Genomic DNA, 25,259 nt, shown 5'->3' on the forward strand with positions numbered 1-25,259 from the left:
ACAGGCATCCCTTGGCAAAAGTCACGGGCGTCCTCCGGCGAGAGCAGCTTGTGATGCAGCTCCTGGTAGGGACACCGCGTCACCAGGAAAACCCCTCCACGATCGCTGTCGATCCAACGCTTGCAATAGGACTTCGGGCCGAAGGGAAAGACGTCCATAATCAGATGCGTGTCGCGTTCGAGACGCTTTGCCGGGTCGCGGGTCGTCAGGCGCACAACCGCGTCCGGAACGGCCATGAACCTGCGGTAAATGATCCATGCCGCATCGCCGACCAGTTCGATGGCATAGGCACGCTCGACGCCGCGGTCGATGGCGGACTGGATCGCAGAGATGATCAGCGCGCCGTTCAAAAGCCAGAGCCGCGCACCGGCGCTGCGTTCGTGCGGGATTTCGGCTGCGTGCTTCTCGAAACGGGTCCATGTATCCGTTAGGAGCGCGTGGATCTCCGCCCGGGTGAAACGGCCCTTCGCCATCTCGCCGCGCACCCGGTTGCGGCCCAGAATGGCCCGCATCGCCGCCGCGCGCACGACCGGGCGGAACAGGACGCGGAACAGGCGCTGTCCGTGGGTCATTTCAGCCAGTCAGGCCCGAAGGCCCTGCCCCGATCCGTAAATGTCATCCAGCCAAGGACGGCGCCGCCCAGTGCGGACATGACGATGCCATTGAGCATGAACAGAAGGCCCGCACCCTGGGCACCGAAATAACCGAAGGTCATATCGAGCCTGAGACAAAGGGTATTGCAAAACAGCCCCAGCATCACCGTTGACAGCAGCGCAGTCAGGCCCACGGCACGCCAGCCGTCCACTCGGCCCAGCAAACCCAGCACCAAGACCGCACCGAATGCACCGCCCATTCCAACGCCGCAATAGACCAGGGTCCACATGGTCTTGTTGAACCAGCTGCCCTTGGGGAAAAGGTAGAACCCCCAGACGAGGAGGATCACAGCCTCGCCAAGGATCGAGAAAAGGAGCGCCAGTTTCAGGGGGCGGGCAGCACCAGTCCCGCCCGCGGTGAATGCGTGTTCGGTCGCGGAAGTCATTCCCGCTCTCCTTTTTGTTCGGTCAGGTCGCGCAAAAGGCCAATGATCCGGGCTGCGGCCTCTGCGACTCGTGTTTCGGACATCTCGCTCCATGTTGCGGCAAACCAGCGGTCGCCGCCCTCGAGCATCCCGAAGGTGGCATCCATCAATAGGTCCTGCGGCAGGTCGGTGCGCACCGCGCCAAGCGCCTGGCCCTGAAGGATCAGCGCTTCCAGCCATTGACGCATCTGCCCCGCCAGTAATTCAAGTGCGGGATGCGCCGTGCCGTCGGCGCGCGCCTGGATCGCGCTCCAATTCAGGGCCGCCAGGACGGGATCGGTCAACTGGCGTTGCAAAAAGGCGCGATACATCGCCTCCCACATCGCCCAATAGTCCGAGGCGGTCGCGGGCGGCGCGCCGGGAACCATGGCTGCCAGCAGGTCGTCAAGCGCCCGTTGCGTCACGGCGGCATAGAGATCGTCCTTGCCTTCGAAATAATGATAGAAAGACGATTTGCTCATCCCCGCAGCGGTGATGACACGGTTTATCGAGGCGCCGGACAGGCCATAAGTCGCGATCTCTGCCGCCGCAGCATCGAGGATTGCCGCCTGTCTCTCGGGCGTGACATTTTGGAAGCGCTTCATGGGAGCCATGGCAAAAGTTGTACTATGGGTTGGACCCGGAGTCCAATCAAACGTATGGTAGCTTTACTTGAGGCATTGGATCACGGCGCTTTCTTGCGTAAAGATCGTTAGAGGGATCATAAGTTGTTAGTTTCGATAGCCATATCCGTCGCACTCTTCGTCGCCACAGCCTATCTGCATCTGATGTCCCTGCGCTTCTGCTCAGGCCGCATGGCATCGGTTCCAATGCGGCCGCATACGCGCGTGCTTTCCATCGTGAGTCTGTTGTTTGTCACCCATCTGTTCCAGATCGGGCTCTTTGCGGGCGGCTTCTGGATTGCGGGGGCGTGGTTCGGGATCGGTGGCTTTGAGGGGTCCGACATGGCACACCCGCTCGACTACCTATATTTCTCGGCCGTCATGTACACATCGCTCGGGATCGGAGATATCGTCCCGACCGGTCATCTGAGATTTCTCGCCGGTGTCGAGGCACTGAACGGGCTTTTGATGATCGCCTGGTCTGCGTCCTTCCTGTTTGCAACAATGAACCGTCTGTGGGACTGGGAGCCTTGCCTCGAGCCCAAAGATGAGGAGTGAGGCATCCGTTGTTAGAGGGCTCAACCGATCAGCGGCTCTTGAACGCAATGAGGCCGAGCAAAGCGGCGACAGCTGAACTGCCCACAACGGCGAGTTTTGCCGTTGCGGCGATCGGGGTTGCGTCGAAAGCCGCGCCGATGATGAACAGGCTCATGGTGAAGCCGACACCGGACAGCAGTGCGACCCCAATGACGTCCCGCATCGAGGTGCCGGGCGGGAGTGTTCCGATGCCGAGGCGAAGCGCCAGGAGTGTTCCGGCGAGAAGTCCCAAAGGCTTTCCGACAATCAGCGCCATCGCAATACCGATGGCCACGGACCATGCCTGTGGATCGGCGGGAAAAAAATCCAGCATAACGCCGCCGTTGAAGAAGGTGAAGATCGGCACGACAAAGAACAGAGCAAATGGCGAAACGCGCCGCTCAGCGCGCGCTGTCGCTCTTGGCGGAAACGACGACAGCGGCAGAGAAAACCCGACAATTGCCCCTGCAATCGCTCCTTCGAGACCGGTCAGTATAAGTCCTGCCCAGAGAACGCAGCCGAAGGCGAGGTAAGGCACGAGCGATGCCCTTCGGGTTCGATTGAGTAGAAATAGACCTGCCAAGCCGCCAACCACCATCCAAAGCGGCCAAAGCTGATCGAACGATCCGTAGAACAATGCGATGACAATTACTGCGCCGAGGTCGTCGAAAATCGCGGCGGCCGTTGCAAAGGCGATGATCGCAGGACCAAGCTGACCCGAAAACAGCGAAAGGACGCCAAGGACCAAGACGATGTCTGTCGCAATGGGGATCGCCCACCCACGAAGGGCGACAGTATCTCCGAAATTGACTCCAAGATATATGGCTGCCGGCACGATCATGCCCCCAAGCGCCGCACTTGCCGGAAGCATGGCCGCACTGGGTTCGGACAGCGCCCCACGGGTCAGCTCGTGATTTGTGTGGATGCCAATCAGAAAGAAGAAGACCGTCAGAAGGCCCTGATTGATCCACTCGATCAGAGGGGCTTCGATTGCCCAGGTGCCCGCCCCAACCCGCAGAGGCAGGTGATGCACAATCGCATAGATGTCCGCCAGCGGCGAGTTCGCGGCCACCATACCCAGAGCAAGACCGACGAGCATGGCGAACCCCGCGCGCCGCCCGTCGCGGACCGATTGCGTGGCCACATCCGTCAACTGTGGGCGGGCTCATCTTGCGGCGCCAGCCAGCGCGACAGATAGGCGCGTTCGAACAGAAAGACTCCCGCGATCGTAACGGCCGCATAGGCGACGATGGCCGGATCGCTCTGCAGCTTCATGGCCGTGAACGCGACCAGAACGATCGCATCAAACCCGAGTGCTGCAAGAATGACGACACCCGAGGCGCCGATCTCTGCCCTGCGGTAGCGCCAGACACCCCAATGCACAGCCATATCCATTGTCAGGTAGAAGAACGCACCCAGCGACGCGATGCGGCTCAGATCGAAAAACACGGCAAGAAAGGATGCGATGACCACCGTGTAGACCAGCGTATGCCGCTGGATCGGACCGGACATGCCGAAATGGCTGTGCGGGATCATCTTCATGTCCGTCAGCATCGCCAGCATCCGCGAGACGGCAAACACACTTGCCAGCACGGCCGAAGCTGTCGCCACCACGGCCAACAGGACCGTCAGCAGGAAGCCGACCTGTCCCAATGCCGGTTCCGCCGCCTCGGCCAGCGAATAGTCCTTGGCGGAGATGATCTGATCGATGGTCAGGCTGGAGCCGACACCGAAGGCCACAAGCAGATAGACAACGACACACAGCGCAATCGAAATGATGATTGCGCGCCCCACATTGCGGTTGGGATCGGTGATCTCAGCCCCGCTGTTGGTGATCGTCGTGAACCCCTTGAACGCAAGAATGGCAAGCGCGACCGAGGCGACGAAACCCATCGCGCCAAAGTCGCCAGCGTCTTGCGTCGCGGCGGCAAAGCCAAACCCGCTCGACCACAGGGCAGCGATCCCGAAGAGCGCGATGCCACCGATCTTGATCGCGGCCATGACCATCGAGAACAGCCCGATCGATCGGTTGCCCGCGATATTCACAAGAAAGGCAAACAGGATCACCCCGACCGCGAGGATGGGCACCAGAGGTCCGCCCTCGATATCGAAGGGACGCAAGAGATATGTGGCAAAGGTCCGTGCGACGAGGCTTTCCGCGATCACCATGCTGAGCGCCATCAGCAGCGCCGCCCCAGCCGCAATCCCTCCCGGCCCGTAGCATTTTTGCAGGATCATCCCGATCCCCCCTGCCGAAGGCCAGGCGTTGGACATCTTGATGTAGCTGTAGGAACTGAACCCGGTCACGATCGCACCGATGATGAACGCAATGGGAAAGAGCGGCCCGGCCAGTTCGGCAATCTGACCTGTCAGGGCAAAGATCCCTGCCCCGATCATCACGCCCGTGCCCATGGCAACCGCGCCGCCCAAAGTGATGGAGTTCTTCTTGTAGCCGTCGCCGCCGTGGCCGTGCTCGTGATTCATGATTTGCCCCGTCTTTCCTGTTTCTTAGTTTGGCCTTTGCCAAGCGTTCGTGTGTATGGCCGCTCCGCCTGCCAAGTGGCGACGCAGACCGCTCAGCGCCTGCTCCAGATCAAGGTGGTCAACAATCGAATTGGCCCCTGCCTGTCGCGCATCGCCGAACCGCATTGCATCAAGTGTCACCAATATCATCGCAGCCGTCAAATCAGCCTGATCGCCACCTTCGAACAGGTTCGCGGCAATCTCTTTGCCGTCGCGATCGAACGCAACCGCCGCGATCCGTGTTCTTAATTGCCCGAATTGCGGCAGCCACTCTGAAAGCTTTGTCAATCGCCGGGAATGCTCTGACATCCAGCGTCCGAGCCAAAGCCGTTGTGCCACTGCAAACAGGCGTGTGACAAATGGCGGATCGACGGCCAGGTAATGGTGAACACGGACTTCGCGTCCGCCAGGATGAATTCCCTCATCGGGAAACGCCACATCGAGCGCCAGTCTCGGCGCCTCGTTCTGTGCGAAACTAAACCACCAGGGGTGCGTGCCAGGAAATACAGACCGGCCCGTCACCGGGTCGTCATAAGGCTGTCCAAGCGTCCGAAAGAACCACTCAGACGCTGCCTTCCCGTAGTGACGGCCCATGCCAAGCTCGACTCCGATACGCAGCGTCTCTACCCGTTTGTCGCTTGCCAGAGCTGCCGCCATCAATGTGCTGAGACCCGGAGCAGTTCCAACACCCGTCACAAGACACCCGTTTGTCCCGTCCGCCGCCCGGATCAGGGCGTGGACATAGCTCGGCGTCGCCGATGTATCGAGCACCGTACCGCCTCTTGCGAGAATTTCAGCGACCAGCCCCGGCGGTGTCGCTTCGGTCAGATTTACGACCATGGCGTCGTCGGGAAGTGAATGGGCCGCGTCGGGGCGCGCCACGTCGAGGGCTGTGTAAACCACGTTTTCATGCGCCGTTTCAACCGCACGGTTTCGCCTGGAAACCGCCCAAACCTTCCATTCCTGATGGTCGGAAAGGAGGCGAACAAGCCGCGACCCGACATCACCGGATCCTCCGAGGATCACCAGATTGCTCACTCCGTTCACCCTCTTGGTCTCGGCGCTTCTAAATCGCAAATCCGTCTTGCATTTCCGATATCAAACTCAATCTTCGATCAATTCGCAGGCGAGCGCTCGATCGTCGGCAAAAACTGACGCCGCTCCGGTTTCCCGATAGCCAGCTTGCGCTCTGCAAAAAACGGAACAGAACGCTTGCGTTCATTGCGCGGCAACTTCCCGGAATCGAGGCAGAAACGCCGGAACATTCTCTGCATATCTCTCCCATGCCTCGCCAAACCGGGCCCGACTGTCGGCCTCCTCGCTCTTGGCAAGTCGCGCATACATCCAGACCAGAACCGGGAACATTGCAAGCGTGAGGATTGTCGGCCATTGCACGAGGAACCCTGCCATGATGAGAACGAACCCCACATATTGCGGATGCCGTATCCGGGCGTAGGGACCCGTGACCGCCAGTCGCCCGGCCCGCTGTGCTGCCCAGAGATGGTGCCAGGCCACCGAGATCAGCCAGAAGCCCCCACCGATGAATGCAAAGCTGAGGAAATGGAACGGCCCGAAATGCGGGTTCGCTTCCCAGCCGAACATCATTTCCAGAAGGTGCCCGCTGTCATGGGCGAACCAGTCAATCCCCGGCCAGTTGGATTGGAGCCAACCCGACAGGAAAAAGATCGTCAGCGGAAACCCGTACATCTCGACAAAAAGTGCCACGATGAAAGCACTGAATGCGCCGAAGCTGCGCCAGTCACGCGATGTCTGTGGCTTGAAGAAACTGAACGCGAACAGAATGAAGACCGCCGAATTGATGAACACGAGCAGCCAAAGCCCGTATGACGATCCCGGGTCGCTCGTCATTTGTCATCACCCGATCCGCGGCCGCCATGTCCGCCGTGGCCACCATGACCGCCATGCATGAAGAAATGCATGCCAACACAAAGCAGCAAAGGGAGCCAGATCAGCAACCCGCTGCCCAGAATGTGCACCCGATGCTCGTAACCCAGCAGTAGTCCACCAAGGATGAGCGCAAAGATCAGGTAGATGCCCGCGCGTGATTTCCAGAACGAGGGCGGCCTCGGCGGATTGTCATTATCCAAATGTTTTTCGTGATGTCTTGTCATAACACATTCCCGTAGTCAGTTGTGGATCGAGGGGACATGAAACCAGCCCCCACGCGTCGGAGCCATTCGCGCAGTTTCTGCAAGGTTATGGCCAGTCTTTTTTCGCGTCATACGTCATGTCCCTTGAAAAGAACTCCTGCGGGCGCGCGACGTCCCTGAACCGCATCGAATTCGGCTTCTGTCAGAAAATCAAGCGCCCGCCGCCCCGTGACATCCGCCGCAGCCGCAAGAACATGCGCCCAGGTTGATCGGTTGGCGAACAGCATTCCGTCTGCATCGAGTGTGCCACCGCGACCGCAGAACCCGAGGAATCTCGACTTCCGCGATCCGGTATCGAGGCGGCGGAGGAGACCGCCGAGCGGCTCCGGCCTGGTATGCGAGACAAAGACCCGGGCGCCTGCCGTTTCGGGAAAGAACATTTCGAGCGTCGCGTCGGAGGCGGTCATCTTCGCCTCATGATCGTCGCGGGGGCTGCGGAACCGTCCCGGCTCGACCATCACGATGACACGGTGCCGCACGCTCTTTTCTTTCAGGCGATCCGACGCCGTGAGAGTTTCGGCCAGTTGGTAGGCGCCGACGGCGACCAGGATCAATTCCGGGTCATCGCCACCGACATCGCGCAGGCAGACCGCGCCGTCGGCCAGCACCCGTTGTGCCAGTTCGGGAGATAGCACGTCTGGAACTTCGCGCTTGGGAACCACCATCGTCCAGATCGCCCCGTGTGATCGAAAGACATCCCGCAGGCATGCGACGGCACTGTTCCAGTCCACAGGAAACACGACGCGAGAGAGATCGGACATTTCCGCCCACATCGTTTCGGCGGCGGTCGTGTCCTGATGGGACAGCTCGTTCTTGCCATTTTCCCACGTATGCGAGGTGAGGACAACCGGCAGGCCAAGCCAATAGGGTTGGCGACCTGCGGCGATCAATTGCCGCGTGAAGATCAAATCCTGGCGCAAAGCGCCAAGCATTTTCGTGGCGAAGGCTTCGTAGGAGACTGCCAGATTGAGACCGCTCTTGTTTCCCAGAACGGCGCATATGACGGCTTCTTCGTTAAGGGCTGTTATCACGCCACCGGTCTCGGATTCCGGCATCCCGGGCTCGGGGGCGGTCACACGATGCTTCAGCAGATCTAGGGTCGCGTTCATCCTGTTGCTGCGCATTTCATCAGGGTTGCCGACGCGGGCGCGCAGGCCGGGATTGGCGAGGACAAGCGCTTCGAAGTATTGGTCGAGACCTTCCATCGGCGAGACGTTTCTGCGACCCTCAGAGGCGTGCCACGGCGGTTCGGGCAGGCTGGGCGTCACCGCCGGGCGCGAGATCAGGGGATGGGCCCGCTCCTTGGGACGTCCCGAGGCGTCATGGTTGTTGAGCGCAAGCACCGCATCCGACAGGTCTTTTGGCGGCACCCAGAGGTTCGCGGCACCTTCGTTGAAGTCACGGCGGGCGGCCGCGTCGGTTCGCGGATTGCCCTCGAGCGGCAGGTTATGCGCACGGTTCCAAAACCTCGCCGTCCACCGGAATCTTGTTTCCCGGGCGGATCACCACCGTTTCGCCCTGAAGCACTTCGGAGGTCGGCACCTCGGTCTCCTGCCCGTCGCGGATCACCGTGGCCATCGGCGGCGCGAGATCGAGCAGCGCCCGGATCGCCGCAGAGGCACCGGCGCGCGCCCGCATTTCCAGCCAGTGGCCCAACAGGATGAAGACCAGCAACACCGCGACCGCCTCGTAGAACTGCACGCCGGGAAAGAAGAAGGTCGAGCCGACGCTGAACACATATCCGGTGCCGACCGACAGCACGACGAGCACGGCCATGTTGAGGACGCCGTTCTTCAGCGCCCGCCAAGCGGCTACGAAAAACGGCCAACTGGGCCAGACGATGCCCGCGCTGCCGAGGAAGAACAGCCAAAGGTCCAGCCTCAGGCCGAAAGGCGGCACCGGGGGCGTGAACATGCCGCCCATCGGCGAGTAGATGAAGATCGGGATGGTAAAGAGCAGCGCCACCCAGAACCGGTTGCGCATGTCGCGGACCATGTCGGCCATCTCCATGCCGCCGCCGTGACCCATCTCATGGGCCATCGCGTCCTTGGCAACGGGCCCTGTCGCGCCATGCGCCGCGTGGTCTTCATGGCCGGTGTGGTCCATCTGGCAGATATGGTTCGGCATACGCTCTCCGGCGCAGTGAAAGCCGCAGGCGTCGATCGCCTTGCGCAGCGCCTCCTCGTTCACCACCGTTTCGTCGTACTGCACTGTCACACTGGCAGACGCAGGGTTCGCTTCCGCCCGGTGAACGCCGTCGAGGGCGGATACATGACGTTCGACCGCGAGATGATCGAGTTCCTCGAACAATCCGCGGACCTCAAGGGTCAAGGTTTTCAATGCTGGCTCCTGTCGATTAATCCTTGCGGTCGCGAAGGACCGTCAGGGGAATAGACGTTGCCAGGCATCGGACGTTACAGTGTCCGGCGAAAATCTTCGCAGGCACTGCCGCTGGTGTCACCCATGAGACGGTAACGCTTTACGTCCACTCGCGTCAGTATTTCCGTATGGCGCGCACTGGCGCAGGGTCGGGCAGCCTGGGACCAACCAATTGACGAAAAGCCAAATTGCGGAGTTTGAATTGAGCAGCATGACCAAAGCGAGCACTGCAACCCACAAGTGCTTTGCCCTCGTGCTAAGTGGCGGCGGGGCAAGGGGCCTCTCGCATGCTGGCGTACTCAGAGCTTTGATCGCCAGGGGCTACATCCCAAGCGCCGTCGTGGGCGTGTCGATGGGCGCGGTTGTCGGTGCTACGTATGCTCTTAATGACAAATGGTACGACGCACTCGTGGGCATGGATACCAGCGGGTTTCCGGCAACACCGGACTTTCGCGTGCCTGGAATGGCTGCAAGGATCAGGGGAATGCGGCTTGCTTTGCTTGCCGCGCGGGACATGTATTTTGGCTGGGGATCAGGCGCGCGCACCGAGACCTGGGGCCGCAGTGTCCTGTCCGGCCTGACCAAGGGCAAGAACCTGCAGGACGGCCGCATCCCGGCTTTTGTCTGTGCAACCGACATGCTGTCTGGCCAACGCGTGGTATTCGGCAAGGGAGATGCCACTGATTATGTCTATTCAAGCGCGGCGCTGGCCGGAATACTGCCGCCCCTTGTCGATGATCCGTATGTACTGATGGACGGAGCCTATTCCGATATCGCGCCGGTGGACGTCGCCAGGGCCACCGGCGCGGAAGTCGTGATCGCTGTGGATCCCAGCCAGCGCGAAAACGCGACTGGCCCGAAAAACGGCTTGCAGGCGATGATGCGATCCATCGAGGTCTGCCAGTATGAACATGCGCGACTGCGTTTTGAGCAAGCGGATTTTGTGATCCGACCCGCTTTCAGCCAGACCATCGGCACACTGGAATTCCGGCAAAAGCGTCATTGTATTGCGGCAGGCGCCGTGGCGACCCGCCGCGCATATAACGACATCAGCATGCTGCTCGCCCCCTGATCGGCGAGTTGCCCCCGACGTGCGATTGCGCTCAGTTGCAGTCACCCAGGAAACATCCCTGCAAGCTACCCCATGAGCAGCGTGATCGGCGCGGTCGCGCCCAACACGATCATCAGCGGCGGCGCCGGGGCGGCGCTGTCCTGTCCGGACTCTCGCGGCTGACACATCGGCACCACGATGCGCAGGTAGGCCGCCAGCGCCAGCACGCTGTTGAGAATGCCGATCACCGCCAGCCACAGATAGCCCGCCTCGATCGCCGTACCGAAGAGCAGCACCTTGCCGAAAAAGCAGAAAAGCGGCGGAATGCCCGTCATTGACAGCAGGAACACCACCATCGCTACGCCGATCACAGGGCGCGCGCGGCCGAAGCCCCGGAAGTCGTCAAGGCTGCGTCCGGCGACCATGATCACCGCGAAGGCGCCGAGATTCATCGCCACATAGGCCGCGCTGAACACGATCACCGAGGGCAGCGCCAGCAAGCCTGGCCCCAGATCCACGATCCCCATCATGAAATAACCCGCCTGCGCCATCGACGAATAGGCCAGCAGGCGCACCTCGTTGCTTTGCACCAGCGCCGCCAGGTAGCCGCACGTCATCGTCATGGCGGCGATTAGCGCGACCACCATCGGCCAGCTGGTACCGACCGGTAGGTCGCGCAAGATCTGCGCGAAGGCGAAGATTGCCGCGACCTTGGTAATTACCGACAGATAGGCGGCCACGGACACCGGCGCGCCGTCATAGGCGTCGGGTGCCCAAAACTGGAACGGCACCAGCGCCGCCTTGTAGCCCAGCCCGATCAGCACCGCGGTCAGCCCGGCCAGCGCGATCAGCGTCCTGCCCGCCAGCCGGCCCAGCTCGGAAAAGAGCGTCGAGCCGGCACCGCCGTACGAGATGGACCAGCCGGAGACCCGGCGTTCAATCGTGCCGCTTTAGCCTCTGCGCCCGCGTGACTGCCGCGGCGACGCGGAGCAGGCCTTCCGCCTCCTGTTTTTGGGGGGAGCCGGACCAATCCTGCGGCTGACGATTTGCATTCTTTTCAAGGCTGTAGAAGTCGCTTACGTTTGGAAACAGAGAGTAGGCCTGAAAAGGAAAATGCCATGTGCCTGTCGGCCCAAGTCAGTTTTGCTGCAAGCGTTTTCCTTGTCGGGGGTGGGGCCGCCATTTCAATCGTGGCCTTCCAGCGCAACAAACGCTATCTCCCGCTTGCATTGATGCCGCTTTTCGCAGGTCTTCAGCAATTCACTGAGGGTTTCGTGTGGGTTGGCATGAACGGAAATGATCCCCTGACGGTCTTGTGGGGGGCAATGGGGTTCATCTTCTTCACGTGGTTCATGTGGCCGATATGGGTTCCCTTCTCGGTTTATGTGCTGGAGCCGGACGACAGTCCGCGCAAGCGATTGTTCCGCCTCATGGCGCTGATCGGACTGGCCTTCGGCCTGCTGCTATACATCCCGCACGGGCTCAACAGCGACATGGTTGTGGTAGAGATCAACAACCAGTCGCTGGCCTATGAAAAATCCATGTGGCTCGATTTCATGATGCCGCGGTGGTTGACCAACACGATCTACGTGACCCTCATCACCCTGCCGCCGGCCCTGTCGCACTACAAACATGTGCGCCATTTCGCCTTGACGCTGGTGGCGGTGATCGTGGTCGATATTGCTTTCCTGCAATATGCCTACATCTCTTTCTTCTGCCTGCTGGCAGGACTTGCGACGCTGCATCTGGTCTACATCATCCTGACAAATAAGTGCGCCCGTGAATGTCCTGAACTGTTTGCCTAAATCCGACAAGTAAATGGCGCGCTCTACGGAATCACAACGGCGATTCTCTGTATTTTTTACCGGCCTGTCCAAGGGGTCGTCGTAGGCTGAACGTCAGGGCTTCCGGGACGCTGCCATGGTACCGGCGCGTGAATGGCAGGGCGGGCTGTCTGGTCGGTCATTGATTATTGCGCTTCGTCTTGCGGGCTTAGACTGTGTTGGTTGGTTTGGTCACTGTGGCGTCATGTGGTCTGCGGGCGGCCTTCCCTGCCTTGCGCCTAGCGTCGGTTCCTGTCTTGAGGGCTTTTTACAGGGATGGCCACGAGCGCTTCTTCGACAACAATGCCGTCACGATGTGCTTCGACTATTCTGCTGGCGAGCAAAACCGAAACGAGGATACCAACCAGAATGAGAGGTCCGAACATGTCTGTCTTCCTTACTGATGAACGCTGATTGCGCGGTTCATAAGGGTAGACGCCGGCTCTGTCCTTTCGTTACACACATTGGGGTGCGGTCCGTGAGCCGACCACTCAATGGGTCCTCTTTCCCCTCCCTTCCCCGCGTGTTTGATCTGCGTCCGACGCCGGTACTGTGAGGACTGACGCTACCAAAGCACTGGCCATCTGGCGGCGGAACAGAAAAAGAACTGTTTTGGCGTCACCTGTGCTGAGCCCGACCGCGTCTGCCGCAGACCGAAGGCTTCGCCCTTCGACATCGACTTTCAGAAACAACTCGCCCGACAACCTTCAAACATCGGCTTGAACAGTGCTTCGACACTCGCAGAACACATCCGATATCAAGTCTGCGACTGCCTGCGCATCTGCCGGTTCCGTGGACATACGATCCTCCCGAGCGGCTTCTGCATGAAGACGCCGTTTGAAGCGCAGCATTACAAAATCGCCTCAAGACGCGGTGTGTTGGTCCTCGCAATCGGTCTCTTCAACCGGATGCTCGCAGCCGTCCGGCGGACAGGAACAATCGTCAAAGCCATGACGGCAACAAGGGCCGCAGTGGGCCATCAACGCGTCACCAAAAGCAGCGCGGGCGCGGTGGAGACGCACATTCAATGTCCCGGACTTGAGCCCGAGGTCAGCTGCCACAATGCCGCGATCCTCGTCGTCGATGTCAATTCGGCGGATCAGGTCTGCATCACCCGGGCGCAGTTCGGTGACCAACCCTTTGACGCAGTTGCAGATCACGTCCATATCTTCGACCGGGTCATCCGTGACAACGGCAGACTGAGCCTCCAGTGCAACAGCCTCCTTTAGACGCCTGGACCGTCCCGACTTGCGATAGTGATCATTTAGCGCTGACCGCAACACCGCGTAAAGCCAGGCATCCATGCGGTCCGCCTCGCGCAGCTGATCCTTACGTGCCAGAACGCGGATGCAAAATTCCTGCAGCACGTCCTCAGCATCGGCTCGGTTTCCCAGCCGTTTGACTAGGAAGCCCAAAAACGCGTTTCTGTTCACCGACAGAGTTGCTTCAAGGCCGGGCTGACCGGCGCCGCTGCCCTTTGCGATATGGTTTTTAGTTTCCGACATGGTTGCACGCCGCCCTTGCATAGAAAGTCCGATCCAACCCGGCAGGCGCAGTCATCAAACATGTCGCCATGGGCAGATACCATGAACCTATCCATTCCAAGGCGAAATTCCAATATCAATGATTTTGAAGTCGGCAATCCATCGCGCCATTGAAATTTATCTGAATGGTTGCGGAAGACAATAGCACAATGTTTTTCACAGTCTCGACGTCTCGCGTAACATCTTCAGCTTCGAGAAGAAATTTCTTGTAATCGTTTTTCTTTTTGGGCGTCTTCGACTAAACGTGGTCAAAAACGGACGGCGCGCACCTGATTGGGGCGCAGCACCCGAACGGGAAAAACCGGCCAAGCACGACAGGAGCCAGGGCGGACATGAGTGAACTGACGCAATACGCCATTCTGCTCGGCCTGACGCTTGGCACGGTCGGGCTGGTCCTGAGCCTCTATGCCCTCGCCCGTGCGATCGGGCGGGCGCGGGCGGAACCGGCCAAGGATGTGCCCGCAACCGCCGGCACTTTGGCGCGCGATCCGGTCTGGGTCCGATACCACGCCAAGTATTACGGCTATGCGCTCCTGTTTCTGGCCTTCGATATGGAGATGGCCTTCATGTACCCCTGGGCGGTCGTTTACCGCGAAGAGGGGCTGGTCGCCCTGCTCGACATGGGCGTTTTTCTCGCGATCCTGTTTCTCGGCCTGCTCTATGGATGGAGCCAGGGCGCGCTGAGGCGGCAATGATGGATTTGTCCGGGGCACGTCAGGGTCTGTTGCGCGGTTTCCGCGGGTTGGTCGCCGGGGCCATGGCGCGGGATTTGCGCGCGTTCGTGGTGCCTGGAGAGGACGTCGCGAATGCGCTTGGTCTCGATCTGGACGCCGCAGGGCTGATCCGCGCGGTGACGCCGCGCCACGCGAACGTCTTGCTGATCGCGGGGCCCTTGCCCACTGCGCTGGCCGATGCGGCCAGCGTCGTCTGGGCCCAGATGCCGCGACCCCGGTGCATTCTCGCGCTTGGTGAGGCCGATCTTGGCCCTCTGCCCACTGCCGACGTGATGGCGGAGATGTCGCAGGCGGGCCTGATCTCCGGACTGGAGGATCTGCGCAAACTGCTCTGCAATGGGGCTTTTGCACCAGACATCGCGGAATTTGATGCGCCTGCCCTGTCGGAGCGGATCGAATACACCTGCCCCATGCATCCGGAAGTCATTTCGGACGAACCCGGCAAATGCCCGAAATGCGGGATGTTCCTTGTGGAACGCCGCGTTTCCGGCGCGGCGTCGCACGGCCATGAGGGCCATGAGGGCCATGAGGGCCATGAGGGCCATGAGGGCCATGAGGGCCATGAGGGCCATGAGGGCCATGAAAAATCGTCCGCGGTTTCCACGCAAGCAGAAAAGGCCCATCATCAGTCGGATGCTGTGACAGGCGCCGAGACGTCCGCCTCCTATGTTTGCCCGATGCACCCGGAAGTGACCTCGGACACGCCCGGTTCCTGTCCAAAATGCGGCATGGACCTCGTCCCGCAGGCCGAGGCCGGAGAGCACGTGCACCACGGCCATCACGCCGAACCGGCCACGGAGCCGACAGGCCCCTATACCTGCCCCATGCACCCGGAGGTCACCTCTGACACGCCCGGCTCCTGCCCGAAATGCGGCATGGACCTCGTCCCGCAGGCCGAGGCCGGGGAACACGCGCATCACGAACATGGCCATCACGCCGAACCGGCCGCAGAGCCGAAAGGCCCCTACATCTGCCCGATGCACCCGGAGGTGACTTCCGACACACCCGGGTCCTGCCCTAAGTGCGGCATGGACCTCGTCCCGCAGGCCGAGGCCGGGAAACATGCGGACCACGGCCACGGCCATCACGCCGAACCGGCCACGGAGCCGACAGGCCCCTACACCTGCCCCATGCACCCGGATGTCGCCTCCGACACACCGGGTTCCTGCCCCAAGTGTGGCATGGACCTCGTCCAGCAGGCCGAGGCCGGAAAGCATGCGCATGGTGGACATGGCGGTCACAAGCACCACAAGGACATGCCAGCGCAAGAGGGCCAAGGAGAGCACGCCGCGCATGGCGCCCACGAACAGCAGGATGCGCATGGCGCGCATCATGGCCACACAGGCCACGGCGCGGCGCCAGACATCCCGGGGATCGAACCGCATTTCATGTCAATGGTCGAACTCACCGAAGGCAAACCGGTCAGCCCCGACGGATTGGTCATGGAATGGATAGACGCGCCCTTTGGCCCCTTCTTCCCGGGTCTTCCGGGCGGTCTGCACCTGGACCTGACCCTCGATGGAGACAGCGTCGCGGGCACCGCGGTCAGAGGGATGAAGATGGCGGCGCTGCCATCAGGCGTTGCTCTCGAAGACTTCGCTGATCATCTTGCGGACGCGGTGCCCTTGTCGCCGGTGGCAATGCGCGAACTGGCTTGCCGTGCTGCCGAGAAGGCTACCGGACAAACTGCACCCAAGGACACTCTGGCCGCCCGCGCCGCAGCAGTGGAACGCGAACGGATTGCAAGCCATCTCAACTGGCTGGCCGGGTTGGCTCGACAAGCGGGCCTTGCACCGCTGGGGCGCCGGGCGGCGGCCATGGAACACCGCGTCCGGACGGCTAAAGCGGATGAGGTGGCAGAGCAAGCAACTTCTATAACGAGCCTTCTGTACGGTGCACTCAACCGATCACTTATGGGACCAAAACTGACCGGGATCGGGACGCTTCAGGGAGCATCGGAAGGTCCTGTGGCACGTGCGGCGGACCATGCGTCCGATGCCAGACACGGCGACGGGGTCTACGACGAATTAGGTTTCGAACCGATCACGCAGGATGAAGGCGACGCCATGGCGCGGCTCCGCCAGCGCTGCGCAGAAATCGGGCAAAGCCTTGACCTGATATCGGCGGCGGGCGCGACCGCGATGCCAGAGATGCCGCGTGCAACAGGCGACGGCCACGGCACGGCAACGTTGGAAACACCGCGCGGACCCGCAACGCTGCACCTGACATTAAAGGGCGGTACAGTCGCCTCGGCCCATCTGAAGACGCCGTTCTCCGACCTCGCCGCGCATGTGCCCGACCTGATAAAGCAGATGGAACTTGCCGACGCACTGACCGCAATCGCCTCGCTCGATCTCGATCCCTGGAGCGCGACCCAATGAGCATCGCGGTGATTATCCTCGCTCTCGCGATCGGCTGCTACGCCGTGGCCGTTCTGGAAGGCTGGGCCGTCCATGGACGCCTCAGCCTCACACGGCCGGCGACCTCGGCGCTAGCGCTGCTGGGCCGCGAACAGATCCTGCCGCGCACATCTGACAGGCTGTTTTTCGAGGCTGGCCCGGTCCTCTTGCTGGTCGCGGGCCTGTTGTCAGTCGCCGTTATCCCACTGGCACCGGGGCTGATCATCACCGATCTGGCCATCGGCGCGTTGTTTCTGAACGCCGCGCTGGCTTACGTGCTGGTTGCGCTTATCATGGCCGGCTGGGGGCCGAACGGGGCCTACGGGATGATCGGCGGCTGGCGCTTTCTGGGCCAGTTCGTCGCCTATGCCATGCTGATCGTGATGCCCATAACGGCAGTTGCGATGCGGGCCGAGTCGCTCTCCACCACGCAGATCGTCCTGTCGCAGGCGGCCTTGTGGAACGTCGCCTATCAGCCCATCGGCTTCGTCCTGTTCGTCATCGCGGCGATGGGTGTCGCCTGGCTGCCGCCCATCGACCTGCCCACCGGCGGCGGCGATCTGGCGGGTGGAGTCGAGGCCGAATACACCGGCGCGCGGCTGGCCGTCCTGCGACTGGCGCGGCTTGTGATCATCGTCGCACTGGCCAGCGCGACCGTTACCTTCTACCTCGGCGGCTGGCTTGGACCGTGGCTGCCGGGCTGGGCCTGGACTGCGCTCAAGACACTTGGTGTAGCGGCCGCGATGCTGATGCTCGGGCCGCGCCTGCCGCGCCTGCGCGAGGCGAAGTATCTGGAACTGAGCTGGAAGCTCGGCATCACCCTGGCGCTGGCCAATATCTTCCTTGTGGGCGTCATCGCCCTCGTGGTGCCGATATGAGCCTTGCCACCGCTCTGTTTCTCGCCTTTTTCGGCACCGCCGCGATCTGGTTCGGGGTGGTCGTCTTTCGCACACATTCGATGGTGCGTTCGGCCATTGCGCTCCTGTTCAGTCAGACCGCCATCGGGGCGATGTTCCTTGTCATGCAGGCCGAATTTCTGGGCGTGCTCCAGATCATGATGATGGCCACGGAGATGAGCGTCATGGCGATTTTCATGGTCATGTTCATGATGGACCCCGGCGGCATGGGCAAGATGGACATGACGCACCAGAAACGCCTGTCGCTCTGGGCGGGCGGGATTGGCTTGGTCGCCGCACTGGTGGTGATCTGGACCGCCGGCTGGCAAGGCCCCGTGCCCGACGTGCCCGGGGCCGATGAACAGGCGCGCTTGCTGGGCCGCGAACTGCTGGGCCGCTCCATGTTCATTTTTGAAAGCGCGGCGCTGATGATCCTGACCGCGATGATCGCGGCGACCATGGTCGCGATCGCCCCGCAAGAAAAGGATAGCCAATGATCCCGGAACTCATGATCGCGCTCAGCGTCGGTGCGGCGCTTTTCGGCGTTGGCCTCTATGGTGCGCTCAGCCAGACCAACCTTGTGATGATCATCATGGGGGTCGAGTTGATCCTTGCCGCGGCACTGCTCAATCTCGTGGCGTTCTGGCGCTATCTGCACCCCGATGTGACAGCGGCGAAGATGTTCGTGCTGATCGTCATGGCGGTGATGGCGGTCGAGATGGCCGTGGGTTTCGGCATCGCCATCGCCCGGTTCCGCTCGCGCGGGTCGGTCGAGATGGAAGAAGCGCGGGAGCTCAGGGGGTGATCTGGCTTTCGCTGACGATCCTCGCGCCTTTGGGCGCGGGCCTGACGACACTTGCGCTCCGGCGCATGCCCGAGGCGATTGCGCTGACCGGTGCGGCCTTGGGCCTTGCCGGGGCGATTGCTCTGTTGGCCGGGGTGGCGGGCGGTGCGGATGTCACGGCCACCCTGCCCTTCCTGCCGGACCTGCCGATCCGGCTGGTGGCCAACCCGCTGACGGCAACGCTGGCGCTGGTCGTCGCGACCGTCGCGGCGATGGTCCTGACCTATGCGGCGGGTTACATGTCCCATGACCCCGAGCGCCCCCGCTTTTTCGGCACCATGCTGATGTTCGTGGCCGCGATGCAGCTTCTGGTGCTGTCGGGGGACTGGATCACCCTGCTGGCCGCGTGGGAGATGATTGGTTTTGCCTCCTACCTTCTGATCGGCTTCTGGCATAGGCGAAAGGGCGTGCCCGGAGCGGCCATGCGGGCATTCCTCTATACCCGGACGGCCGATCTGGGCCTCTACCTCGCGGCCTTCCTGCTGATCGGTATCGCCGGAACCTCCGAGATTTCGGCCACGCTTTCCACCACCGGCACCCCGGCGCTGATCGCAGGGCTGCTGCTCTTGTTTGCGGCGATGGGGAAGTCGGCGCAGGTGCCGATGCAGGACTGGCTGATGCGGGCGATGGCGGGGCCAACGCCGGTGTCTGCCCTGCTCCACTCGGCCACGCTGGTGGCGGCGGGGGCGATCCTGCTGATCCGGACCGCGCCGATGCTGCCCGGCGGCGCGCTTCTGGCCATCGGGATTGTCGGCGGGGCGACGGCGGTGATTGCCGGGCTGATGGCACTGGCCGCAACAGACCTCAAGCGTCTGCTCGCCGCCTCGACCGCCAGCCAGTACGGGCTGATGCTGATCGCGGTGGGGGCCGGCGCGCCCGTTGCCGCGCTTTTGCATCTGATCGCGCATGCCGCGATCAAATCGGCGCTCTTTCTCGGCGCAGGCGTCTTTCAGCACGACCGCGAGAGCACCGATCTGGACACGCTTGCCGGCGCGGGCCGCGCCCGGCCCGGCATTTTTGCGGGCTTTGCACTGGCCGCGCTGGCGCTGGCCGGGCTGCCACCGCTCGCCGCCTTCTATTCCAAGGACGCAATCCTCGCCGCGGCTCTCGATAGCCCCTCTGCCGCGTGGTTTCTGCCGCTGGCCCTTGCTGGGTCGGTGCTGACCGGGGCTTATATGGGCCGGGCATTGAAGGTGCTGTGGTCCGGCACGCCGGAGAAGCCCCGCGATAAGGTGCCGCTCATGGCCGTCGGCATGGGCGTTCTCGTGATACTCGCCGCGACTCTGGGCTTCGCTTTCAAACCGCTGGAGGCGATGCTGGGCGCGCATCTGGCCGAGCCCGGCTGGATCGTCCCGGCCATGGGGCTGGCGGTGGGTCTGGCCGGGCTGGCGCTTGGCTGGCTGCTGGCCCCCGCCCGCCTTCTGGGTCCGCTGCTTGCGCCAGCACGAAACGGCTTCCCGCTCGCAGGTGGCATGGACGCCCTCGTGGTCCGCCCGACGCTGGCCCTGGCACGGCTCTGCGACCGCCTGGATGCCTGGATCATCCGCCGTGTCGTGCTGGGCGGCATCGTCGCAGGTACACAAGCATTGTCACGCCGGATCGAACGCGCCGAAGACAGTCTTCTGGCGCTGCTCAACGCGGTGGGCAGGCTCAACCTGTCCCTCGGGCTGGCCAGCCTGCGTTTTGACCGCGACACCATCGATCGTGCGATCTTTGGCCTTGTCGATCGCACAATCGCCCTCGGCACCCGCGCCCGCCGTCTGCAAAGCGGCCTTATCCACCGCGAAATGGCGCTGACCGTCGCCGGAATCGCTCTCGTCACCGGCGTACTCCTCGCCGCCCCGTTCTACTTCTGAGGATCGCGCCCATGCCGCTTCTGACCATTGCCACCTTCCTGCCCATCCTTGCCGGTCTCGCGCTCATGGCGCTGCCCGACCGGTCCACGCGAACGGCACATGCGGTGTCCATCGCCGCCACGGGGGCCGTGTTCCTGATCACACTGGCAATCTGGGCGCGCGGCATCGTGGCCGGAGACTTCGCCCAGGTCGAGGAAATCGCCTGGATCCCCGCCATCGGCGCGGCCTACCGGCTGGGCGTGGACGGATTGAGCCTGCCTCTGGTGCTGCTGACCTCGCTTCTGTTTTTCCTGTCGGCGTTGTATTCGGCGCGGATCGGGGAGCGGGCGGCCTCCTATGTGGTGCTCATGCTGATGCTGGAAACCGCCTCGCTCGGCACGTTCATGGCGCTTGACGGCCTGCTCTTCTACGTCTTCTTCGAGGTCTCGCTGGTCGGCATGTACTTCATGATCGCAGGCTGGGGCTATGAAGAGCGTCAGCGGGCCGCACTCATGTTCTTTCTCTACACGCTTCTGGGCTCGCTGCCGCTCCTGCTGGCGATCATCGGGCTTTACCTCGGATCGGGCACCTTCGACATGCGTGTCTGGGTCGAGGGCACCGCACTGGGCGGGCTTCCTGCCATGCTGGCGCTGATCGCGATGCTCGTGACCTTCGCGGTCAAGATCCCGGCCTTCCCGGTCCACACCTGGCTTCCGGCGGCGCATGTGCAGGCGCCCACGGCGGGCAGCGTGATCCTGGCCGGCGTGATGCTGAAATTCGGTACCTACGGGCTTGTGCGCTTTGCCTACCAGATGACGCCCGAGGCCTTCGCACAGGCCGGACAGGTGATCCTCGCCTTCGGGGTGGTCAGCGCGCTATACGGGACCTTCGCGGCACTGGCGCAGAGCGACCTGAAAAAGATGATCGCCTACACGTCCGTTAACCATATGGGGTACGTGGTGATGGGCGTCGCCATTGCTGCACTGGCGACAGAGCCGCGCATCCGGACCATCGCATTGGATGGCGCAACCCTGCAAATGGTCAGCCACGGTCTGGTCACGGGCGCGCTCTTTTTCCTTGTGGGGATGTTGCAGGACCGGGCCCATACCCGCGGAATCGGCGATTTCGGCGGGCTGCTGGGCCGTGTGCCGTGGCTTGGCTGGGCCTTCATCCTGTCGGCTTTCGCCTCTCTCGGGCTGCCGGGGCTCGCACACTTCCCGGCCGAATTCCAGATCTTCCTTGCCACGCTGAACGGCATGCCCTGGGGGTTGATCGCGATCCTGGCCATCGTGATCACCGCAGCACTCTACCTGCGCGCCATCGCCGGCGTCTTCCTGGGCGAGATGAACGACAAATGGGCCGACATGCCGGATCTGGATAGGCGTGAAAAGCTAGTGATCCTGCCGCTTCTCGTCCTGACCGTTCTGATCGGTGTCGCGCCCGGCTGGCTGATTGACATGATCCACACCACTATGATGGGCCTCGGCAACTGATGGAGATGGGCCGCGATCTTGCCCTTCTGGCGCCGGAGCTGACGCTGGCCGCCGCGGCGATGCTGATGATCGTTGCGGAGATGTTTCGCGCGGCGCGGCTGGTGCTGGCCATCGGGCTGGCCGGGCTTGCGGCGGCGACGATCCTGACGCTGCCGATGCTGAGCGTCGACGCCACCGTCTTCGGCGGCACCTACCGGATCGACCTGATTTCGGGCTGGGCCAAGCTGATCCTGCTGCCCGGCACCGCACTGTCCCTGCTGCTGGTCCGGGCCGAGATTGCTGGCCGCCGGCGCGAGGGCAGCGTTCAATCCCTTGTCGTGCTGGTGACCCTCGGCGCGCTGATGCTGTCGGGGGCGGGCGACATGATGGTGGTGGTGATCGGTGTCGTGCTCACCGGTCTGGGCTCTTTCGCGCTTGTGGCCTGGCCGCGCGACGATGCGGCCACCGAAGCGGCGATGAAATACCTCGTCTTCGGGGCGGTCACCGGATCGGTGATGATCTACGGGCTGACCTTCTGGTTTGGGGGCTCCGGTTCGACGCTGTTTTCGAAACTTGGCCAGTTGCAGGGCCAGACACTTGTGATCATCACCGGGCTGATCGCCATCATCGTCGGTCTGGGTTACAAGGGAGCTCTGGTGCCGTTCCATTTCTGGGCACCGGACGCCTATCAGGGGGCGCCCGTCTCGATCGCGGCCTACCTGTCCGTCATCACCAAGGCGGCCGCCTTTTTCGCCTTCGCACAGGTCCTGCGCGACCTGCCCCGTGACGGTGGCTGGCCTCTGGCACTGGCGGTGATCGCGGCGGCGACAATGACCTATGGCTATCTCGCCGCACTGGTGCAGACCTACCTTGTGCGCCTCATCGCTTATTCCTCGGTGGCACAGTCGGGATATTTCCTGATGGGCGTCGTGGCCCTTGGGGCCAGCGGCTTTGCCGTTCCGGGCATTCTGGTCTTTGCCGCCGCCTACGTGGCGATGAACCTCGGCGCCTTTGCGGTTGTCCTGCTGGCCGGGCGCAATCTGGGCGATCTTGAAGGCTTTGGTCGCACCCATCCGTGGCTCGGCGCGGCGATGGTGGTGTTCCTGCTGTCACTGACCGGCATCCCGCCGCTTTTCGGTTTCGTGGGCAAGTTCTACCTGCTCTCGGCAGCGGTCGAGGCCGGGTATCTGTGGCTTGCGATCATCGGCATCCTGAACTCGGTGCTGGCGCTCGGGGTTTATCTGCGGCTGGTGGTGCCGATGTATCGAACTTCTTCGACAGAGCACCCATCAGAGGTGGGCGCTGTTCTGGCCCAAGGAACAGTCGTAGTCACCGTGCTTGTCACGCTTCTTATGGGGTTCGCGGCCGGGATCCTGCCCGGGCCGTAGACCAGACATCGGCATGGATTTGAAGGTGACCGGGCCAGCCCGCCGGTTTGAGACGCGTTCAAGCGAAGAGCATCGGACATTCGCGCGCGCACTTTTTGCGCGCGATGATGTAGATGAGGTGCTGGGTCCCGAGACCGGCAAGCAGGCAAAAAAATCTACGCATAAAACACGAACAGGGTATCGACCACTGCCACAATCGTCAGCGCGCATCATCGCATGTGTCGCGTTGCCCTTTAATCTGAGACGCGACGCGTTTGGCGACTATTTTTGCCCTTAATTGTGAGATACGGCTGTCATGGGGCCCCTGTTTCTCGCGCACCTTTGCGCGATGTGATCAACCGCGGCAAGCAATCGAGGCTCCTTCTCGAAGGCGCGCAAGAGAGCAACCCTTGCATAGTCGTCGATGCTTTTGCTGACGATGGCTGCCTTAGCCAAGGGATGAGATCGAGCGGCGGCGATTGCGGCGAGGTAGAACAGCCTAACTTCCGATCTGGGGTTCTGGACAGCGAACGACGGATCCCCGCGGAAGGTTTTGAGTGACATGGCAAAGGTGACTGCGCGCATTGCGCGCCGAAGTTGCTTGGGGCCGCGCGAGCGCGCGGCGCACTCAAGCATCTCTGCCCCGCGGCGCGCTCGGTATATCAGTTTTCCAGATATTTGTTCCTCACGGAGTTTGCCAAGGGTCTGCACAAGTCTCGTCCCGCAAACTTGGCAGTCAAATGCCCAGGCCCGCCTCCAATGCCTGAGCGAAAGACCCTCTCTGGCGCATTGCATGCAATGCTGGAATGGCATCTGAGCCGTCAGCGAGGCTTCTCGTGGCGTCATTGCCGGAAAGGTCAAAGATCGAACAAAATCTGGGTTAACCCGTGCGGCGTTGGCAATCTTCGCCGCCGCAGCCGCGTCGACGTTGAAGTCCAAGGCGGTGCCATGCGCGGTATCGATTCTGAGATGAGCCAGTAGTTCCGCATCATCACAGTAGTTGGCCGCCGCCAGCCGAGACAACCAACCTGACAACAACTCGTCTGGCAGCGGCGCGACAGTCTTGGGCAGCGGGTGCGGCTTCACACCCGGGACTTCTGGAGCCGCCGATGGGGGTTCGCATGGCGCGACCAAACCGGCGTCCATTTTGCGATTGCGTCATCGGTGATGCATTCCTCGCCTGTGATAATGGCGTCGATGGAAAGATCCTTGACCAGAGCGAAGATGCGCGAGGTCACCCCACCGGTCAGTGCCAAGACCTGCTTGAGAGATTTGACCTTCAGGTTGGACTTCTTTTCCAGTGGCATGGCAGCAATAAGGGTCTGGATCATGTCCGAGAACTCGGCATCGTCGCGCCAGTTTGGCAGATGATGTTCGTCCAGCCGTCGGGCAAGCTGGATATCACCGCGAATAGCATCGACGGCCTCGCTGACCCCAAGGCAGACCAGTGACACCTCGAGTTCATTGCTGAGATACCGCAGGACATTGAGAAATCGGCGCTGTTCGCGGTGGGTCCCGGCCAAGAGATTGTGGACCTCGTCGATCATGATCATCCGCAGGCCAAGGTCGCGTAAGAGCGCGATGACACGGACTTCGAGGGAAGCCACATTTTGAGCGCGGGCGCTAAGAGCCGTCGCCGGGGCGCCGACGGCGGCCAGGATGTGCAGGTAAAACCGCCGTTCATCAGGTGCGGGCGGCGCTTGCAACAGCAGAAGCGGTGTGCGGGTGATGCCCGACGCCGGATCGTATTCTGGTGCGTACTTGCGCGACAGGTTTCGGGCAATCATCGTCTTTCCGATCCCGGAGGCGCCATGCACAAGAAGCCCAGGCATACGGGTTTGTCGTGGCGCATCGATCATGCCCTGCAAGCGGTCCAACACCTGTTCCGCCCGAGGAAAGCCGATCCAGATATCCGATTGAATGAGGGCGATCCGGCCGTCTTCTTCAGTTGTCCCTGCCCTCAAT

Annotated in this window: 25 protein-coding genes; 12 read left to right on the forward strand and 13 right to left on the reverse strand. The window is 62.1% G+C overall.

The window, feature by feature from the left end; translation table 11 throughout:
* Window positions 1–568: 568 nt before the first annotated feature.
* Together ACGYLD_RS14205 and ACGYLD_RS14210 are read right to left on the reverse strand one after the other, a co-directional pair.
* Window positions 569–1,039 carry a hypothetical protein gene (locus tag ACGYLD_RS14205; RefSeq protein ID WP_088664340.1) on the reverse strand — a complete coding sequence of 157 codons (471 nt, stop codon included), beginning with the start codon at window positions 1,037–1,039 and terminating at the stop codon, window positions 569–571.
* Window positions 1,036–1,662, reverse strand: coding sequence for a TetR/AcrR family transcriptional regulator (locus tag ACGYLD_RS14210; protein ID WP_394402920.1), 627 nt, complete (start codon window positions 1,660–1,662; stop codon window positions 1,036–1,038). The genes ACGYLD_RS14205 and ACGYLD_RS14210 overlap by 4 nt, the downstream gene beginning before the upstream one ends.
* Window positions 1,663–1,845: 183 nt before the next feature.
* Between ACGYLD_RS14210 and ACGYLD_RS14215 the strand changes: the two genes are divergently transcribed.
* Entirely contained in the window at window positions 1,846–2,238 is a 393-nt protein-coding gene (locus tag ACGYLD_RS14215; protein WP_249777944.1) for a potassium channel family protein, read from the forward strand.
* A gap of 28 nt (window positions 2,239–2,266) precedes the next feature.
* Here ACGYLD_RS14215 and nhaA read toward each other — a convergent pair whose 3' ends face one another.
* From nhaA to ACGYLD_RS14250, 7 genes are all read right to left on the reverse strand, one after another.
* Window positions 2,267–3,400 (reverse strand): Na+/H+ antiporter NhaA, encoded by a 1,134-nt coding sequence (gene nhaA, locus ACGYLD_RS14220; protein ID WP_227513937.1) that lies wholly within the window; start codon window positions 3,398–3,400, stop codon window positions 2,267–2,269.
* Window positions 3,401–3,405: 5 nt separating this feature from the next.
* Window positions 3,406–4,740 carry an APC family permease gene (locus ACGYLD_RS14225; protein WP_088664342.1) on the reverse strand — a complete coding sequence of 445 codons (1,335 nt, stop codon included), beginning with the start codon at window positions 4,738–4,740 and terminating at the stop codon, window positions 3,406–3,408.
* 24 nt (window positions 4,741–4,764) lie between these two features.
* Window positions 4,765–5,817 carry an NAD-dependent epimerase/dehydratase family protein gene (locus ACGYLD_RS14230; protein ID WP_065335119.1) on the reverse strand — a complete coding sequence of 351 codons (1,053 nt, stop codon included), beginning with the start codon at window positions 5,815–5,817 and terminating at the stop codon, window positions 4,765–4,767.
* 180 nt (window positions 5,818–5,997) lie between these two features.
* Window positions 5,998–6,648: an isoprenylcysteine carboxylmethyltransferase family protein gene (locus ACGYLD_RS14235; protein ID WP_017467753.1), complete on the reverse strand. Its 651-nt coding sequence runs from the start codon at window positions 6,646–6,648 to the stop codon at window positions 5,998–6,000.
* On the reverse strand, window positions 6,645–6,911 hold the full coding sequence (locus ACGYLD_RS14240; RefSeq protein WP_081749914.1) for a DUF2933 domain-containing protein: 267 nt from the start codon (window positions 6,909–6,911) through the stop codon (window positions 6,645–6,647). The genes ACGYLD_RS14235 and ACGYLD_RS14240 overlap by 4 nt, the downstream gene beginning before the upstream one ends.
* 107 nt (window positions 6,912–7,018) lie before the next feature.
* The gene (locus tag ACGYLD_RS14245; RefSeq protein ID WP_394402923.1) at window positions 7,019–8,320 is read right to left on the reverse strand and encodes a hypothetical protein; all 1,302 of its coding nucleotides are present in this window, start codon (window positions 8,318–8,320) and stop codon (window positions 7,019–7,021) included.
* A gap of 76 nt (window positions 8,321–8,396) precedes the next feature.
* The gene (locus ACGYLD_RS14250) at window positions 8,397–9,290 is read right to left on the reverse strand and encodes a cation transporter (protein ID WP_394402925.1); all 894 of its coding nucleotides are present in this window, start codon (window positions 9,288–9,290) and stop codon (window positions 8,397–8,399) included.
* A gap of 250 nt (window positions 9,291–9,540) precedes the next feature.
* On the opposite strand from ACGYLD_RS14250, the gene ACGYLD_RS14255 reads away from it, so the two are divergent.
* Entirely contained in the window at window positions 9,541–10,401 is an 861-nt protein-coding gene (locus ACGYLD_RS14255; RefSeq protein WP_088665105.1) for a patatin-like phospholipase family protein, read from the forward strand.
* A gap of 65 nt (window positions 10,402–10,466) precedes the next feature.
* Here ACGYLD_RS14255 and ACGYLD_RS14260 read toward each other — a convergent pair whose 3' ends face one another.
* Window positions 10,467–11,321, reverse strand: coding sequence for a proton-conducting transporter membrane subunit (locus ACGYLD_RS14260; protein ID WP_081749910.1), 855 nt, complete (start codon window positions 11,319–11,321; stop codon window positions 10,467–10,469).
* Between the two features lie 177 nt (window positions 11,322–11,498).
* Here ACGYLD_RS14260 and ACGYLD_RS14265 point away from each other — a divergent pair, with 177 nt between their 5' ends.
* On the forward strand, window positions 11,499–12,185 hold the full coding sequence (locus ACGYLD_RS14265) for a DUF6629 family protein (RefSeq protein WP_043847429.1): 687 nt from the start codon (window positions 11,499–11,501) through the stop codon (window positions 12,183–12,185).
* A gap of 881 nt (window positions 12,186–13,066) precedes the next feature.
* Here the strand turns inward: ACGYLD_RS14265 and ACGYLD_RS14270 are convergent.
* On the reverse strand, window positions 13,067–13,708 hold the full coding sequence (locus ACGYLD_RS14270; protein ID WP_149789481.1) for an RNA polymerase sigma factor: 642 nt from the start codon (window positions 13,706–13,708) through the stop codon (window positions 13,067–13,069).
* A 371-nt stretch (window positions 13,709–14,079) separates the two neighbouring features.
* On the opposite strand from ACGYLD_RS14270, the gene ACGYLD_RS14275 reads away from it, so the two are divergent.
* Genes ACGYLD_RS14275 through ACGYLD_RS14315 form a run of 9 tightly spaced genes read left to right on the forward strand, consistent with a single transcriptional unit; the run spans window position 14,080 to window position 23,592 of the window.
* Window positions 14,080–14,442 carry an NADH-quinone oxidoreductase subunit A gene (locus ACGYLD_RS14275; protein WP_017468394.1) on the forward strand — a complete coding sequence of 121 codons (363 nt, stop codon included), beginning with the start codon at window positions 14,080–14,082 and terminating at the stop codon, window positions 14,440–14,442.
* Window positions 14,442–16,862, forward strand: a complete 2,421-nt coding sequence (locus ACGYLD_RS14280; RefSeq protein WP_394402928.1) for a heavy metal-binding domain-containing protein — start codon at window positions 14,442–14,444, stop codon at window positions 16,860–16,862. The genes ACGYLD_RS14275 and ACGYLD_RS14280 overlap by 1 nt, the downstream gene beginning before the upstream one ends.
* Complete coding sequence (locus ACGYLD_RS14285; protein WP_088665111.1) at window positions 16,859–17,758, forward strand: complex I subunit 1 family protein; 900 nt, start codon at window positions 16,859–16,861, stop codon at window positions 17,756–17,758. Before ACGYLD_RS14280 ends, ACGYLD_RS14285 begins: the two co-directional genes overlap by 4 nt.
* Window positions 17,755–18,273, forward strand: a complete 519-nt coding sequence (locus ACGYLD_RS14290) for an NADH-quinone oxidoreductase subunit J (RefSeq protein ID WP_017469393.1) — start codon at window positions 17,755–17,757, stop codon at window positions 18,271–18,273. The genes ACGYLD_RS14285 and ACGYLD_RS14290 overlap by 4 nt, the downstream gene beginning before the upstream one ends.
* Complete coding sequence (gene nuoK, locus ACGYLD_RS14295) at window positions 18,270–18,581, forward strand: NADH-quinone oxidoreductase subunit NuoK (RefSeq protein WP_088665110.1); 312 nt, start codon at window positions 18,270–18,272, stop codon at window positions 18,579–18,581. Before ACGYLD_RS14290 ends, nuoK begins: the two co-directional genes overlap by 4 nt.
* Window positions 18,578–20,476, forward strand: coding sequence for an NADH-quinone oxidoreductase subunit L (locus ACGYLD_RS14300; protein ID WP_088665109.1), 1,899 nt, complete (start codon window positions 18,578–18,580; stop codon window positions 20,474–20,476). The genes nuoK and ACGYLD_RS14300 overlap by 4 nt, the downstream gene beginning before the upstream one ends.
* Before the next feature lie 11 nt (window positions 20,477–20,487).
* Entirely contained in the window at window positions 20,488–21,948 is a 1,461-nt protein-coding gene (locus tag ACGYLD_RS14305) for a NuoM family protein (RefSeq protein ID WP_394402931.1), read from the forward strand.
* The gene (locus ACGYLD_RS14310) at window positions 21,948–23,315 is read left to right on the forward strand and encodes an NADH-quinone oxidoreductase subunit N (RefSeq protein WP_249777947.1); all 1,368 of its coding nucleotides are present in this window, start codon (window positions 21,948–21,950) and stop codon (window positions 23,313–23,315) included. The genes ACGYLD_RS14305 and ACGYLD_RS14310 overlap by 1 nt, the downstream gene beginning before the upstream one ends.
* A 13-nt stretch (window positions 23,316–23,328) precedes the next feature.
* The gene (locus tag ACGYLD_RS14315) at window positions 23,329–23,592 is read left to right on the forward strand and encodes a hypothetical protein (RefSeq protein WP_394402933.1); all 264 of its coding nucleotides are present in this window, start codon (window positions 23,329–23,331) and stop codon (window positions 23,590–23,592) included.
* On the opposite strand, the gene ACGYLD_RS14320 is transcribed toward ACGYLD_RS14315, so the two are convergent.
* Complete coding sequence (locus ACGYLD_RS14320) at window positions 23,589–24,380, reverse strand: TniQ family protein (RefSeq protein WP_394402935.1); 792 nt, start codon at window positions 24,378–24,380, stop codon at window positions 23,589–23,591. The two genes, ACGYLD_RS14315 and ACGYLD_RS14320, sit on opposite strands and share 4 nt — an antisense overlap.
* Entirely contained in the window at window positions 24,377–25,258 is an 882-nt protein-coding gene (locus tag ACGYLD_RS14325) for a TniB family NTP-binding protein (RefSeq protein ID WP_394402937.1), read from the reverse strand. Before ACGYLD_RS14325 ends, ACGYLD_RS14320 begins: the two co-directional genes overlap by 4 nt.
* Between the last annotated feature and the right edge of the window lies 1 nt (window position 25,259).

Source organism: Sulfitobacter sp. 1A12056 (assembly GCF_043558125.1).
Classification (GTDB): Bacteria; Pseudomonadota; Alphaproteobacteria; order Rhodobacterales; family Rhodobacteraceae; genus Sulfitobacter; species Sulfitobacter faviae.

Coding starts and splice junctions, on each gene's coding strand:
- ACGYLD_RS14205 (WP_088664340.1), bottom strand. CDS start 1,039: ATGACTTCCGCGACCGAACACGCATTCACCGCGGGCGGGACTGGTGCT.
- ACGYLD_RS14210 (WP_394402920.1), bottom strand. CDS start 1,662: ATGAAGCGCTTCCAAAATGTCACGCCCGAGAGACAGGCGGCAATCCTC.
- ACGYLD_RS14215 (WP_249777944.1), top strand. CDS start 1,846: ATGTCCCTGCGCTTCTGCTCAGGCCGCATGGCATCGGTTCCAATGCGG.
- ACGYLD_RS14225 (WP_088664342.1), bottom strand. CDS start 4,740: ATGAATCACGAGCACGGCCACGGCGGCGACGGCTACAAGAAGAACTCC.
- ACGYLD_RS14235 (WP_017467753.1), bottom strand. CDS start 6,648: ATGACGAGCGACCCGGGATCGTCATACGGGCTTTGGCTGCTCGTGTTC.
- ACGYLD_RS14240 (WP_081749914.1), bottom strand. CDS start 6,911: ATGACAAGACATCACGAAAAACATTTGGATAATGACAATCCGCCGAGG.
- ACGYLD_RS14255 (WP_088665105.1), top strand. CDS start 9,541: ATGACCAAAGCGAGCACTGCAACCCACAAGTGCTTTGCCCTCGTGCTA.
- ACGYLD_RS14265 (WP_043847429.1), top strand. CDS start 11,499: ATGTGCCTGTCGGCCCAAGTCAGTTTTGCTGCAAGCGTTTTCCTTGTC.
- ACGYLD_RS14270 (WP_149789481.1), bottom strand. CDS start 13,708: ATGTCGGAAACTAAAAACCATATCGCAAAGGGCAGCGGCGCCGGTCAG.
- ACGYLD_RS14275 (WP_017468394.1), top strand. CDS start 14,080: ATGAGTGAACTGACGCAATACGCCATTCTGCTCGGCCTGACGCTTGGC.
- ACGYLD_RS14280 (WP_394402928.1), top strand. CDS start 14,442: ATGGATTTGTCCGGGGCACGTCAGGGTCTGTTGCGCGGTTTCCGCGGG.
- ACGYLD_RS14285 (WP_088665111.1), top strand. CDS start 16,859: ATGAGCATCGCGGTGATTATCCTCGCTCTCGCGATCGGCTGCTACGCC.
- ACGYLD_RS14290 (WP_017469393.1), top strand. CDS start 17,755: ATGAGCCTTGCCACCGCTCTGTTTCTCGCCTTTTTCGGCACCGCCGCG.
- nuoK (WP_088665110.1), top strand. CDS start 18,270: ATGATCCCGGAACTCATGATCGCGCTCAGCGTCGGTGCGGCGCTTTTC.
- ACGYLD_RS14305 (WP_394402931.1), top strand. CDS start 20,488: ATGCCGCTTCTGACCATTGCCACCTTCCTGCCCATCCTTGCCGGTCTC.
- ACGYLD_RS14310 (WP_249777947.1), top strand. CDS start 21,948: ATGGAGATGGGCCGCGATCTTGCCCTTCTGGCGCCGGAGCTGACGCTG.
- ACGYLD_RS14315 (WP_394402933.1), top strand. CDS start 23,329: ATGGATTTGAAGGTGACCGGGCCAGCCCGCCGGTTTGAGACGCGTTCA.